General features: G+C 66.4%; 9 protein-coding genes. All 9 read right to left on the bottom strand.

The window, feature by feature from the left end:
- Nucleotides 1-56: 56 nt before the first annotated feature.
- Nucleotides 57-431: a desulfoferrodoxin gene (locus tag FVW20_RS12990; protein ID WP_196609952.1), complete on the bottom strand. Its 375-nt coding sequence runs from the start codon at nucleotides 429-431 to the stop codon at nucleotides 57-59.
- A 327-nt stretch (nucleotides 432-758) separates the two neighbouring features.
- Nucleotides 759-2780 carry a methyl-accepting chemotaxis protein gene (locus tag FVW20_RS12995; RefSeq protein ID WP_196609953.1) on the bottom strand — a complete coding sequence of 674 codons (2022 nt, stop codon included), beginning with the start codon at nucleotides 2778-2780 and terminating at the stop codon, nucleotides 759-761.
- Between the two features lie 464 nt (nucleotides 2781-3244).
- Nucleotides 3245-6517 carry an ATP-binding protein gene (locus FVW20_RS13000; RefSeq protein ID WP_196609954.1) on the bottom strand — a complete coding sequence of 1091 codons (3273 nt, stop codon included), beginning with the start codon at nucleotides 6515-6517 and terminating at the stop codon, nucleotides 3245-3247.
- Nucleotides 6518-6879: 362 nt separating this feature from the next.
- Complete coding sequence (locus FVW20_RS13005; protein WP_196609955.1) at nucleotides 6880-9894, bottom strand: AIR synthase-related protein; 3015 nt, start codon at nucleotides 9892-9894, stop codon at nucleotides 6880-6882.
- Between the two features lie 102 nt (nucleotides 9895-9996).
- On the bottom strand, nucleotides 9997-10668 hold the full coding sequence (locus FVW20_RS13010) for a GntR family transcriptional regulator (protein ID WP_196609956.1): 672 nt from the start codon (nucleotides 10666-10668) through the stop codon (nucleotides 9997-9999).
- A 237-nt stretch (nucleotides 10669-10905) separates the two neighbouring features.
- Nucleotides 10906-12306 carry a Na+/H+ antiporter NhaC family protein gene (locus FVW20_RS13015; protein ID WP_196609957.1) on the bottom strand — a complete coding sequence of 467 codons (1401 nt, stop codon included), beginning with the start codon at nucleotides 12304-12306 and terminating at the stop codon, nucleotides 10906-10908.
- 210 nt (nucleotides 12307-12516) lie between these two features.
- Nucleotides 12517-13515 (bottom strand): D-cysteate sulfo-lyase, encoded by a 999-nt coding sequence (gene cuyA, locus FVW20_RS13020; RefSeq protein WP_196609958.1) that lies wholly within the window; start codon nucleotides 13513-13515, stop codon nucleotides 12517-12519.
- A 35-nt stretch (nucleotides 13516-13550) separates the two neighbouring features.
- Entirely contained in the window at nucleotides 13551-13940 is a 390-nt protein-coding gene (locus tag FVW20_RS13025) for a RidA family protein (protein WP_196609959.1), read from the bottom strand.
- Nucleotides 13941-14208: 268 nt separating this feature from the next.
- The coding region (locus FVW20_RS13030) for an ATP-binding cassette domain-containing protein (protein WP_196609960.1) at nucleotides 14209-14784 on the bottom strand (576 nt) is incomplete at its 5' end.

Consider the following 14784-nt stretch of genomic DNA (forward strand, 5'->3'; position numbering starts at 1 on the left):
CCCGCCGGGTGCGGCGGGGACGGCTGCCGCCCGGCGGGCGCGGCGCGCGGGCTGGCTTACGCCTTCCAGTGTCCGTGCAGGTTGCAGTATTCGCGGGCGGAAACTTCGGTGGCCTGGATGCAGAATTCGGCCTCGGGGGCGTCGCCGGGCTTCAGGAACCTGGTGTAGCTGCGACCGTCGGCAATGAGTTCGATCCACTCGATCCAGTGGGTTTCTTCCATGGGGTGGGCCACGGAGCCTACCTTCACCTTGTAGCCGGTGGCGGTCTTTTCGATGACCGGCACGTGCTTTTCCTTGGCGCCGTCGCTGGTGCCTTCCTTCATGAACTTCATGGGTTCGCCACAGCAGACCAGGTCGCCGCCGCCGGCGTGCAGGACTTCAACGATGTTGCCACAGTGAACGCATTTGTAGACTTCGAGCATGTTCGGCACGGGATGCCTCCTTAAGGACCGTTGGGGCCTGTATCGGCCCGGTGATGTTCGTGCGGTGCCGGATGCCTGCATTTGTGCTGGCGGTCCGGGGTGACCGTGGATGTCTCGTCGCTTTCGCGCGTTCCCCGTCCCCCGTTGTCCCGCAGGGGGCGTGCCCGTGCGGGTGCGGTGTGCGCCGCGCGGGGCGTGCCGCAGGACGGGGCGGAGGGAACATGCGGTATTGCCACCTATACATCAGGTCGGTGGACTGTTCAATCATTCTCCGCGAACTGGCGGAAAGATTACGTGAAAAACCTGGCGTCCCCGGTTGCGGGCAAGGCCCGCCCCCTACTGGCGGAACCGTTCCACCAGTTCGCCCAGCCGCCGGGCCATGCCGGACACCTCGTTGATCGAGGCTTCCGCCGTGTGGATGCGCTCGGCGATGTCGCGCGACAGGTCGTTGATGCGGGTGACGTTGCGGTTGATCTCGTCGCTGGTGGCCGATTGCTGTTCCGACGCGGTGGCGATGTTGCGCACCATGTCGGCAATGCTCACAGCCCGCCGCACGATGCGCCCCAAGGCCTCGCCGGTGCCTTCTGCCTTGTCCGCCGTGGCTTCCACCTGGCCGCGCGTGCGGGTCATCTCGTCCACGGCCTGGGCCGTGCCAGCCTGGATGTCCTTGATGGCGTGCTCCACTTCCTTGGTGGCGGTCATGGTCTTTTCGGCCAGCTTGCGCACCTCGTCGGCCACCACGGCGAATCCCCGCCCGGCATCCCCGGCGCGCGCCGCCTCGATGGCGGCGTTCAGCGCCAGCAGGTTGGTCTGGTCGGCGATTTCGTTGATCACGTCGATGACCCGGCCAATATTGTCGGCCCGCGCTGCCAGATCGTTGAGCGAGGTCGCCAGCCCGGCGGCCCGTTCGGCCACCTGGCGCGTTTCGGCCACGGTGGCCTGCATCTCGCTGCCGCCCTGTTGCGCCTCGTTGTTGGCAAGGTCGGCGGCCTCTGCCGTGGCCGAGGCGTTGCGGGTGACCTCCATCACCGTGGCGTTCATTTCATCCATGGCCGTGGCCACCTGGGCCGTTTCGTCGGTGGATTCGATGACGTTGCGGGCCAGTTCGCCCATGCGCACGGAAAGCTCGCCGGCGGCATCGGACAGGGCGCGGGCCACCCCGGTCACTTCCTCGGCCACTTCCAGCAGGTTGCGGCGCTGGGTTTCTATGCGGACCTTGTCCTCTTCCTCCTGGGTCAGGTCGATCATCACGGTGATGACCCCCACGGCCTGTCCGGCGGTGTCGCGCAGGGGCGATGCCTCGTAGTGCAGCGGAAAACCCACCCCGTCGCGCCGCGCGAAGCGCAGCATGCCGCTGGTACTGGTACCGGTGGACAGCACCTGGGCCACCGGGTCGCATTGCAGGGTGCAGTCCTGCCCGCCCTTTTCCAGCACCTCGCGCAGTGAAAGGCCCATCAGGTCCTTGCACGCGGACCCCAGGATGGCGCACATGGGCTGGTTGGCGAATTCGATGCGCCCCGCCTTGTCCATGACCGCCAGCGGCACGATGATGCCGCCAAGTACGGATTTGTTGTATTCCAATTGGTTGCGGATTGTGGAGACCATGGCCGCCAGGTTGGCGGACAGCACGCCCAACTCGTCGCCACTTTCATCGGTGAAGGACACGGCGTAGTTGCCGCGTTCGATTTCACTGCTCACCTGGGCGATGGTGCGCACCCGGCCCACCACGGCCCGGCGCATGAACAGCGAGAGCACGGCGGTAAGGGCCAGCATGCCCGCCAGAGAAAGGGCGCCGCCCTGCCACTGGCGGGTGCGCAGCAGGGCTGCGTCGGCGGAAATGTCCTGCAACATGACCATGGCCCCCAGGATGGGCTGGCTGGCGCCGTGGCAGTGGTGGCATTCCGGCGCATTGGGGATGGTCTTGAACTCGGTGTAGTACGGCACGCCGCCCAGTTCCAGCAGTTGCCCCTCGTCCACCGGCTTTTGCAGCACCGTGTCGAAGCGCGCGGCAAAGCTGGGGTCGCGCACCACTTCCTTCATGGGCTTGCGGATGGCCTCGTGCCGGGTGGAATAGGTGATGGCCCCCCGGAAATCGGTCAGGTGCACGCTGACGGTGGGGTAGCGCGCGGCGATGGCGCTGAACTTTTCCGCAGTGCCTTCGTCGTTGCCCTTGGACATGGGGTCGTTGATGGCCTCAAGCAATATCTGGGCGGTACGGGCGGAAGAATCGTGGATGAGGTGGAGGGTGGTTTCCCGTTGCCAGTAGGAGTTGGCGAGGAACAACGCCGCAAAGACGATGACCGCGGTGCCCACGACGAGCATTTGCACCTTGGCGCCCAGCGAACGGGTGAACAGCATGCGACCCCCCCGGTTTGTCCTGCGGCGTGAATTCGCAGGGTGCCCGCCCCGGTGTTCGGGGCGGTGTGCCAATGGGCGGTCGGCGCGCGTGGCGGCGGCAGGCGCATGATGCAGCGCGCCGCGCAGGGGCAGGGCTCTGCCCGGCTTCAGGCCGCCCCCGCCACGTACCGACAAGACCCGGTATGGCGCCGTTCTTGTTTGTTTTCGCTGTACCCAAGGGAAGGGGTTGCGTCAAGCTGGTGAAGGAAAAAACGCAGGTTGTGCGTGCAGTTGGATTATGCCTGGCAGGGCATTTTGCAAGGCGCACAGCGAAGGCGCGCGAGGCGGGCGTGCACGACGGAGGAGGCCGGGCAGGAACCCGCCCGGCCTGCAACGGACTATGTCTGGCTGCGTGGCGGGCTGTTCAACGGGTCTTGCTGGTCTTGCCGCCGGGCTCGCAACTAGGCTCGCAACCAGACTCGCAACTAGACTCGCAACAGGGCTCGCAACAGGGCGTCCAACTGGTCGATCTCGATGGGTTTGGCCAGGTATTCGTTCATGCCCGCCGCCAGAAAACGCTCGCGGTCACCCAGCATGGCGTGGGCGGTCAGGGCCAGCACCGGCACCCACGGCGAGGTGGCGCCGGGGGGCACGGCCTCGCGCATGCGGATGCGCCGTGTCACTTCCATGCCGTCCATGTCGGGCATCTGGATGTCCATGAGCACCGCATCGTAGTGGTCTCGCCCCAGCATTTCCAGTGCCTGCCGCCCGGAGGCGGCGCGATCTGCGAAATAGCCCAGCCGGATCAGCAGCCGTTGCGCGGTGACAAGGTTCACCTCGTCGTCATCCACCACCAGAATGCGCGGCGGCGTCCGTGAGGCGTCCGGCGCATGGCCCCCTGTCGCGCCGCCTGCCGTGTCCCTTGCCGCAGCGGGCGCCCCTGCCGATGCATCCGCAACCGGCGGCGTTGCCATTCGGGGATGTGCCGGAGGGACGCCTGGGCCACGGACTGTTTCCGGGGCAGGCCCCGCCACGTTCGGCGGAGCGTCTGCGGGTACGTCCGGTGCAGCGTCCGGTGCCGTGCCCGACGCGATGTCTGTCGGCGCGCCGCGCCGAACCGCACGGGGTGCCTTGGGGCGTTCGCCTTCTGCGCGCAGGGGCAGGGTGATGTGAAATTCGGTGCCCTCGCCGGGGGCGGTGGCCACGCATATGGTGCCGTTCATGAGCAGGACGAGCCGCCGCACGATGGCCAGGCCGAGGCCCGTGCCGCCGGGCCGGGTCGTGGCCGCGCTGTCCGTGGTGTAACTTTCGAACAGGGTGCGCAGCCGTTCCGGCGCGAAGCCGATGCCCGTATCGATGATCGCCATGTGGATGGAGACCCGATCAGCCATACCGCATCGCGGCAGCGGGTATATCTCCACGCGTACCTCGCCCGTGTCGGTGCATTTGACCGCATTGGACACCAGGTTCACCAGCACCTGGCGGATGCGCCCGGCATCGCCCGCAAATTCCGGGGGCAGGTCCGGGGCGGCCTGCATCGTGAAGGCCAGGCCCTTGGCCTTGGCCTGGGGGGCCAGCATGGCATGCACGGGTTCGGTCATCTGGGCCACGGTGAACGATTCTTCAACCAGCGGCAGGGCGCCCGCCTCCATGCGCGAGATGTCCAGGATGTCGTCGAGGATGCGCAGCAGGTTGCGGCTGGCGCCCAGGGCCGTGTCCACGCAGTCTTCCTGGTCGCCGGAAAGGTGGCTGCCGCGCAGCAGTTGCAGCATGCCCATGATGCCGTTGATGGGGGTGCGCACCTCGTGGCTCATCACCGCGACGAATTCCGATTTGGAGCGGTTGGCCTTTTCCGCCCTATCCCTGGTCTGGCGCAGTTCGTCCTCGGCGCGGGTGCGCCGGGTGACGTCGGCGAACATCACCGCGATCTGGCGGTTGCCGGTGCGGAACACCCACAGGTCCACAAAGGCCCATCCGGCGGGCAGCCACCCGGAGCTGGCATGGGCCGTGACGCTGAATTCCCCGCCCTTGCGGGCGATGCCGACGAAGATGGTGGGCAGGTTGGTGGCGCCGATGCCGGGCAGGGCTTCGGTCAGCCGCCGCCCCAGCAGGCCCCGCCCGGTGATGTGCAGGGCCGTGTCGGCCGTGGGGTTCACCGCCTCTATGCGCAGGTGCTCGGCCTGGTCCAGGGTAAGCAGCAAGAGGCCCAGCGGCGCGCCTTCGACGATGGAGCGGAAGCGGGCCTCCACCTCGCGCAGTTGCTGTTCCGACTGCCTGCGTTCGGTGATGTCGTGAAACATGCCCACGGCCACGTCGCGGTCGCCCACGCGCATCAACCTGGCCTTGACCAGCATGTCGCGTTCGATGCCCGCCCTGGTGCGCATGGGCATTTCCGCAGGCAGTTCCAGCGGCTGCTCGCGCAGGGTGTTGAAGCGGCCCCCGAAGCCGTTGCGGTGCGTCCTGTCCGGGTGCAACTGGCGCTGGTGCATGCCCACCAACTCATCGCGGGTGTAGCCGAAGACCTGTTGGGCCGCCCGGTTGGCGTCCAGGATGAGGCCGGTGTCCGCGTCGGCCAGCAGGATGGCGTCCATGGCGTTGTCGAACACGGCGCGGTAGCGGGCCTCGTTGTCGCGCAGTTCGGCGGTGAAGGCCTCGCGTTCGCGCTGGCGGCTGGCGAGAATGGCGGCCATGCTGTCCACGCTGAAGGCCAGCTGGCCGATTTCGCCCATGTCGTGGCGGATGCCGGTGCGCGCGCCCAACTGCCCTTCACCGATACGGGTGGCTGTGGCGGAGATGTGCGACAGGGGCCGGGCCACCAGTCTGCCCCCGATGCTCCAGGCCACGGCCAGGGTCACGGCCATGGCGCCGCCGAGCAACAGCAGGGCGCGGTTGCGCGCGGCGCGCACCGGGGCCAGCACGGCCTCTTCGGGAATGCCCACCATCACGTTCAGGTAGGGGGCGGATTCCGGGTACAGGCGCACGCGGGTAAACCCGTACAGTCGCACCCTGCCGTCGGAACTTTCGCGGGTGAACAGCCCCGCATCCGGCATGGAGTGCAGGATGTTCAGTATTTCCTTGCGGATGGGCTTGCCAACGGGGTTGACGTCGCTCTGCGGGTGGTAGGCCAGGCGGATGCCGCGATGGTCGGTTACGCTGAGCACCGACCCGGGGGGCAGGTTCAGCTTGTCGAAGAGGTCGTCATACTGGTTGAGCCGCATGGGCGCGGCCAGCACGCCGTACACCCGGCCTTCGTCATCCACGAGCGGCAGTGCGAAGTGAAAGGTGGCCTCGTGCAGGGTGCGCGCCACCACATATTCGCCGCTGACAAAGCGTTTGTCGCGCAGCGCCGTGCGAAAGTATAGGCGGTCGGCGAGGTTGAACGGGGCCTGGCCGGGGAGCGGCAGGGGCTGGCGCGCCGAGGCGACAAGGTCGCCGTTGGCGTCGAGGGCCAGCAGGTTCAGCAGGGTGGTGTCCTCGGCCAGCACCTCGCGGAATACCGCTTCGCAGGCGGCCGGATCCAGTCGGCGCACATCGGGCAGGGCGGCCAGGATGGTCAGGGTCTGGCGGGCGCCATCGGCCACGCGTTCCTGCAGGGCGGTGATGCTGCTGGCGGCCCGGGTGACCGAGGCCTCTGCCTCGCCCTTCAGTTGCGAGGCGAGACGGTGGGAATCGTACAGGATGACCCCGAACGAGGGCAGGGCCGCCAGAAGGGCGACCCAGACCAGGGTGACGCGGATGGAGAACATGTGCGGCCGCATGGCGACTCCGGGCACGGACGGCGTTACGACCGGGCTGAGACCGTGGGAAGCTATACGATCATGGCATGCTTTTCTGCCGTGCGCCACCGCAAATAATGCGGTAGACACCGGGTGATACGACGACCCCGGGGAACGGGCCTGACCATGCTGGCAGGGTGTCCGGCACGAATGGGACGGCCAGCGCAAATGGGGCGGACCAATGCAGCACGCCGGACCATTGCAGCACGCCGGACCATTGCAGCACGCCGGACCAATGCAGACGGGGCAGGCCTTGCGGCCTGCCCCGTGGTGTCATGCATGTGTCCGGCGTGTTGCATTCCGGGGGCCGTCCCCGGCGGTCAACAAGACGCGTGGGCGTCGGGCTACCAGTCGAAGGTAGCCTTGAACGAACGGGCCAGGCCTTCCACGCCCTCCGCCAGCAGGGGCGCGCCCTGCGCGGTGACGGTAAGGACCGCATCCTCCGTCACCTCGCCGATGCAGGCGCAGGCAGACCCGGCAAGGCGCGCCTCGAAGGCGGCGGCGTTGCCCGGCTTCACGGTGACCAGCAGGCGGCTGGCCGATTCGGAGTACAGCAGTTCCGTGGCGGTCATGTCGCTTACGGCGGGCACGGCGGCGATGTCGCACCGCGCGCCCAGCCGCCCGCCCACGGCCATTTCGGCCAGGGCCACGGCAATGCCGCCGTCGGACAGGTCGTGGCAGGCGGTGACGAGGCCCGCGTTGATGGCCCCGTGCAGGGCGCGGTAGCGGGCCATGGCGGCCAGCGCGTCCACCTGGGGCACCTGCGCGCCCACGGTGTTCAACTGGTCGGCGATTTCGCTGCCGCCCAGTTCGCGGAAGGTATCACCCAGCAGGTACACCTTGTCGCCGGGCTGCTTGAAGTCGGAGGTGACGGCCCGGTTCACGTCGTCCATGACGCCCAGCACCGAGTACAGCACCGTGGGCGGGATGGAGATTTTCACCCCGCCGCCGAAGTAGTCGTTCTTCATGGAGTCCTTGCCGGAAACGCAGGGCACCCCGTAGGCAAGGCAGAAGTGGGCCAGGGCCTGGTTGGCGCGCACCAGCTGGGCCAGCTTGTACTGGCCGTCGGGGGTCTTTTCCGACTGCACCGGGTCGCACCAGCAGAAGTTGTCGGTGCCGGCCATGCGGTCGGGGTCGCCGCCCACGGCCACGGCGTTGCGCACCGCCTCGTCGATGGCGTTGGCCATCATCCAGTAGGTGTCGTGGTCGCTGAACTTGGGGCAGATGCCGTGCGAAAGCACGATGCCCGCCTGGCTGTCCAGCAGGGGGCGCACCACGGCGGCGTCCGCCGGGCCGTCGCGCTTGACGCCGACGAGGGGCTTCACCACGCTGCCGCCCTTCACCTCGTGGTCGTACTGGCGGATCAGGTATTCCTTGCTGCAGATGTTCAGGCGGCCCAGCATGGCGTGCAGCAGCGGGCCTTGCTCCGCAGGGGCCGGGTTCAGCCTGCATTCGCATTCCGGGGCGAAGGACGGGCGTTCCCACACGGCGGAAAGTTGCATCTGGGGCACGCCGTCATGCAGGAAGTCCATGTCCAGGCAGGCAACCTGCCTGTCGCCGTATACCACGTGGAAGCGGCCCGATTCGGTGAATTCTCCCAGCGGGGTGAGTTCCACATCCATCTCTTTGGCCAGGGCCAGGAAGGCGTCGAGCTTTTGCGGCGGCACGGCCAGGGTCATGCGTTCCTGCGCTTCCGACAGCAGGATTTCCCACGGGCGCAGGCCGTCGTACTTCAGCGGCGCGCGCGAAAGGTCCAGGCGGCAGCCGCCGGTATCCTGGGCCATTTCGCCAACGGAAGAGGACAGGCCGCCCGCGCCGTTGTCGGTGATGGCGTTGTACAGGCCCATGTCGCGGGCGCGCATGATGCAGTCGTACATCTTGCGCTGGGTGATGGGGTCGCCGATCTGCACCGCCGTGGCCGGGGAGCCTTCGTGCAGTTCTTCCGACGAGAAGGTGGCGCCGTGGATGCCGTCCTTGCCGATGCGCCCGCCCGCCATGACGATGATGTCGCCGGGCAGGGCCTTCTTGTACCAGCCGGGACGCCCGTGAATCTCCTTGGGCAGCATGCCCACGGTGCCGCAGTACACCAGCGGCTTGCCGAGGTAGCGTTCGTCGAACACGATGGAGCCGTTGACGGTGGGGATGCCCGACTTGTTGCCGCCGTGCTCCACGCCCTCGCGCACGCCTTCCATGACCCGGCGCGGGTGCAGCAGGCGGGGGGGCAGTTCACCCTCGTGGAAGGGCGAGGCAAAGCAGAACACGTCGGTGTTGCACAAGAGTTCCGCGCCAAGGCCGGTGCCCATGGGGTCGCGGTTCACGCCCACGATGCCGGTCAGCGCGCCGCCGTAGGGGTCCAGCGCAGAGGGGCTGTTGTGGGTTTCCACCTTGATGCACACGTCGTGGGTGTCGTTGAAGGCGATGACCCCGGCGTTGTCCTTGAACACAGAGCGGCAGAAGTCGCGCTCGCCCAGGCGCTGGCGGATGGTCTTGGTGGAACCCTGGATGTACGTCTTGTACAGGCTGTCCACCACCTCGCGGCGGCCCGTTTCGCGGTTCTCGTAGTCGATGCGGGCGGAAAATATCTTGTGCTTGCAGTGCTCGGACCAGGTCTGGGCCAGCACCTCGATTTCCGCGTCGGTGGGGTCGGCGGACAGGCCCATGGCGGCACGGTCGGCGCGCACGGCGGGGTCCGCGTAGTAGGCGCGGATGGCGTGCAGTTCTTCCAGGCTGAGGGCCAGCGTATTCTCGCGGCTGAAGGCCAGCATGGCCGCGTCGTCCATGGAGGACAGCGGGATTATGGCCACCTCGTCGCTGGATGCCCCGGTCACCTGCGCGGCCTGCGGGGCAAAGCCGGGTTCGGCGGCCCATTCGTCGCGGCTTTTCAGGGCAAATCGCTGGATCAGTTCATTGGCCAGCAGGTCGCGGGCGATGTGTTCCATGTCCGCGCGGGACAGGGGCGTGTCCTTGGCGCAGGTCACGTGGAACTGGGCCGAGGTGTACACGGCGATGGAACGGCGGTCGGCGCCCAGCACCAGGGCCAGGGTGTCACGCGCGGTTCGGCCCTCGTTGTCGGTGACGCCGGGGCGAAAGCCCACTTCCAGCACCCAGTCCGCCGGGGCCGCGCCCTGCGGGGCGGGCAACAGGTCCAGCGCGGCGTCCTGCAGCACGGGGTCGTGCAGCACGCCCTGGGCCACCATGCGGGCCAGCGCGTCTTCGGAAAGGCCATCCACGGTGAACACCCTGACAAGGCGCACGGATTCCACGTTCAGGCCCAGCGAGGCCCGGATCTTGGCGGCGACGTTGCGGCCCACGGTATCGGTGACCTGCGGCCGAAGGCCAACTTCTATGCGCCGAAGCATGACAGACTCCTGAGGGTGTTTGGGGGTGCGAGCGGTTGGCTCTCCATAAAGGCAAACGCCGCGCTTTGCAAATACGTGAAGATGCGATGAACCCGGCCCGGATCAATCCTCTGCGGCCTGGTCGATGCCCCAACGGGCCATGCGCTTGCCGGACTCGGCATAGTGTTCGCGGAGGGTGTGTTCGATGCGCGCTGGATCGCGGGAAAGCATGGCGTCGAGCACCACGCGGTGGCGCTGGAGGACTTCCGCCGGGGCAAAGGTGGTGCGCCAGTGGCGGAAAAGCAGGAATTTGCCGAGCCCTTGGCAGGACCGGCGCGACAGTTCCACCAGCAGATCGTTGTCGGTTCGGGAAAAAATGACGCCATGGAACCGGGTATCGAGCTTCGACAGCTCGTCCATGTCGCCGCCCTTGGCGACGGTGTCCGCCATGGCATCCACGATGGCGCGCAGTTCCGAGAAATCTTCGTCGGAGAAGGCGCTGATGGTGGAGGCTGCCGCGGCGCCTTCCAGCACCCCTCCGGTGAAGTAGCTGTCGCGGATGTCTTTTGCCGTCAGGGCCGTGATGAACTTGCCGCGCTGCGGAATGGAGATGACCAGCCCCTCCTGGACAAGCAGTTGCAAGGCTTCGCGAACAGGAGCCCGGCTGATGGAGAGGCGCGTGGCCAGAAGCACCTCGTTGATCTTGTCGCCCGGGGTGAATTCCCCGGCAAGGATTCGTTCCTTAATGTAGTCGGCTACCCGATGGCAGTATGTCTGCTTGGTAAAACCCTGCATGTGCACCCCTGCGCGTTGTTTCCGTGCAGATATAGTTCGCGCAATGGATGGTCAAGGCTGGCTTTGGCGGTGCGGCGCAGCTCGGGGGGGCTGTCGTGCCGTTTGCTGTTGGAGGAACGGAACGGGGCCGGGATCGTCCCGGCCCCGTGGTTCAGTCTGGGCTGGTTCTGGGGAGTTCGGAGTGCCGGGCCGGTTGTCACCGGAACAGGATCGGACACCCGGTCGAGTTGCTGCAGATCAGGCTGTTTCGCCCACAAGCCCTTCGTTGCCGCCGAACTTGCGATTCCAGCCGGTTGCGGCAGAGAACAGCAGCACGCCGAGCAATGCCCAGGAATAAGGATTGTACAACGCCGAACTGATGGACGGAGCGCTGATGCCGTAGGCGTCGGCGGCGGTGATTAGCGCTGCATACCATGCCGCCACCACGATGTGCCACGGCAGGGTGAAGAAGATGGTGCAGACGGCGCAATCCATGAGATTGGCGCGGCGGGCCGGGGCCAGATCGAACTTTTCGCCCAACGGACGCACGAGTGAGGGGCCCACCAGCAATTCGGCGGGGGCGTTGGCGGAAATGGGGATGGAAGCAAGGATCGTGATACCGATGATGAAGAGTTCCGCCTGCCGGACGGTTCGTACGAACGCGGTTTCGGCCAGGGTCAGGATACGCTTCATGATGCCGCTTTCCACCAGTACCGAGGTTACCGCCAGGATCAGGACGGCAAAGATGATGGCGCCGACCACGCCGTTGATGCCGTTTTCGATGAGCCCGGTCGATACCCCGCGCTTTGGGGGAATGCTGAACAGGGTGGCAGGGGAGAAGCGTCCCGTCACCACGCCGATGATGCCGGCCGCCACGTTGCCGTAGATGAGCGACTCGATGATGTGCCTGCCGGACAGGGCGGCGGCCACCACCACCACGAGGGCGATGAGCATAATCGCCCCGGTGGCGTCCATGCGGGCCTGTATTTCAGGCAGGGGGTGCAGTTCTCCGCCGCCGCCGAAAATCAGAAACACCACACCCGCGATGGCGGCGGCGGACATGGACAGCGGAAAACGGCTGCGAACGACATCTTTCATCGTGGCCCCCTGAGTATAGGCCGAAACGATGGTGGTGTCCGATATGGGGGCGAGATTGTCACCGAAGGCCGCGCCGGAAAGGATGGCCAGCCCGAGCATGCTCGGGTCCGCGCCCAGGAAATGCCCGGCGGGGTACAGCACCGGCGTGAGTGCGATGCAGGTGCCGGTGCTTGTGCCCGTGCCGAGCGAGAACAGCATGGCCGCGAAGAAGACTATGAGGGTGAACGCCGCACCCTTCGCCCCCGTGGTCATGCCCATCCACAACAGCCCGTCGACAAGGCCACCGGCGACCATGAGTGTTCCGAACACGCCCGCGAACAGCCATGCCGTGATGATGACGATGCCGGTCTTGTCCCCGATACCGCGCATGATGGACTTGCAGTATTCCTCCTTGTTGCGCGCGAAGAAGAGTCCAACGGCTATGGCCAGCCACGCACAGGCCCAGAAGGGTTTCGTGCCTCCGCGTTCCGCCACGGAGAGCCATATCAGGCCACCGATGAGAACGAGGAGCGGAACCAAGCCTCCAAGAATCCCACCATGCATTTCAAGACGCTTTTCCATGATGCAGGCTCCTTCGTTGGTATTCCGGGTTCAGTGCCCTGCGGGTGCCGCAGGGACATGCCGTACGGTGGGGAATGCCCCCGCCGCGTGTTTTCCGTGCTGCCAGGGGCAGGGGGGCGATGTGCATCGCCCCGCCGCCATGATCTTTCACTGCGCAGCCTGGCAAAACCCGCCTGCCTTGCGTGTCATGCCAGGGCATGCGCCATGTGCCTACCTGAACGTTTCAAGATAGGCGTACAGTGCCGGTGATCCGCCGGTGTGCAGGAACAGTACGTTGGCCCCTTCCGTGAAATATCCGGAGCGGACAAGGTCGATCAGGCCAGCCATGGCCTTTCCGGAGTATACGGGGTCAAGCAGTATTCCTTCCGTGCGCGCCAGAAGCTTTACCGCTTCGACCATGGAATCCGTCGGGAGCGAGTATCCGGGCCCGACGTATCCGTCGAAGCAGGTCACCGCATCGTCCGGGAATGTTCCCTTCATGCCGACATGGTCAGCCGTGGCCCGCGCCAGCTTGCGCACCAGTTGTTCCTGGTCGGTCTTGGTACGGCTGACATTGATGCCGGATACGGGGATGCCCGCGTTGTTGCCTACCATGCCGACGGCTATGCCCGCATGGGTACCCGCGCTGCCGCTGGGCACCACCATGTGGTGGATGGGCAGCCCCATTTCGAACAGCTGTTGCAGTATTTCCTGTGCGCAGGCCACGTAGCCCGTCGCGCCGATGGCATTGGATGCCCCGCCGGGGATGATGTACGGGGTGCGCCCGTTGGCGCGCAGCCGCGCGGCCAGCTTTTCCATCTCGCCCGGCATGTCCGAGCCGCCGGGAACCACGGTGATGCTTTTGACGCCCAACAGGTTGAACAGGAAGTTGTTTCCCGAAGCTTCGGGCTTGTAGCTGCCGCTCACGCGTTCTTCGAGTACGAGATGGCAGTCCAGCCCTTCCTTGACGGCCCAGGCAAGCGTCAGGCGGCAGTGGTTCGATTGCACCGCGCCGCAGGTGATGATGGTGTCCGCCTTGTGCGCCACCGCATCCGCCATGGAGAAATCGAGCTTGCGCGTCTTGTTGCCGCCCGCGCATCCGGGCAATAGGTCATCGCGTTTGATGAAGATGTTCACCTTGTTGCCGAGCGCCCGGGAAAAGGCGGGGCAGGCTTCGATGGGGGTAGGGTGCTGCACGTAGCCGCGCCGTGGCAGGATCGCGAGATTCATGATCGCTCCTTTTGATGGTTGCAATGGTGGAATGGTCAGCCCTTGCGCATGAAGATGGCTTCGGCTTCCAGAGGGCTTCCCAGGGGAAGCGCCGCGACCTGGATGGCGCTGCGGGCCGGATAGGGCTGTGGGAAGTATTCTGCGTAGATGGCGTTGACGGTCGGGAACACCGCAAGATCGGTGAGGAACACCGTGGTCTTGACGGCATCGCCCATGTCGCAGCCAGCGGCCTTGGCAATGGCGCGCAGGTTGGTGAAGACGCGGTGCGCGAGCAGGCTTATCGGTCCTTCGACCATGTTGCCGGTTGCGGGATCGATGGGAAGCTGTCCGGAGACGAAGAGCAGCCCGGGAAGCGCGATGGCCTGCGAATATGGTCCGATGGCCTTCGGCGCCTGGGCGGTGGTGATGGCGTGGATGTCAGACATGGTGTCCCCTTGCGATTTTTTGAACATTATAAATGTCGACATTTATACATCTATAAAAATCCACTACGCCAGGCCTCCGGCAAATGTCAACGCGGTAGCCGCCGGAATCCGTGATTGGTGGCATATTATAGTATATCGTGCAGGAATAAATGACTTTCACAAAGCAGCCGCGGCCTGCGCGTGCCATGGATGCAGGCTGTCGCACAGGCGGATGATGGGTCGGACTGCCGGGGAAGGAAGGAGCGGCGGTGGGGATCCGGCGTGCTGCTTACAGCAGCGCCTGCATCAGGGCCTCGCGGCCCGCATCGCCGCCAAGGTCGGCGGGGGTGAATTCCCGCTGGGGCCTGCCGTCGGCGAAGATGACCACCCGGTCGGCCAGGCGCAGGGCCTGCCCCAGGCTGTGCGACACCATCAGCACCGGGCGGTTGGTCGCCAGGCGGCGCACCAGTTGCTCCATATCGCGGGTGGTGGCCGCGTCCAGCGAGGCGGTGGGCTCGTCCAGCAGCAGCACGTCCGGTTGCAGGATCAGCATGCGGGCCAGGCACAGCCGCTGCTGTTGCCCGCCGGAAAGCTGCGCGGCGGGGCGGTCCAGCCGCTGGCGCACGTCGTCCCACAGGCCCACGTCGGTCAGCACGGCCTGCATGCGGGCCGGGGCGTCGGGCAGTTGCCCGCGCACCAGTTCCAGCGGCAGCAACAGGTTGCGGCGGATGCTCATGGGCAGCACGTTGGGCGTCTGGAAGACCATGCCCACCCGGCGGCGCAGTTCGGTCAGGGGCGGGCCGGACGGCCCCAGCACGTCGCAGGGTCCGTCCGGCCCCGGCACGTCCGGGGTGCCGGGGGGGCT

Source organism: Nitratidesulfovibrio oxamicus (assembly GCF_015731765.1).
Lineage (GTDB): Bacteria > Desulfobacterota > Desulfovibrionia > Desulfovibrionales > Desulfovibrionaceae > Cupidesulfovibrio > Cupidesulfovibrio oxamicus.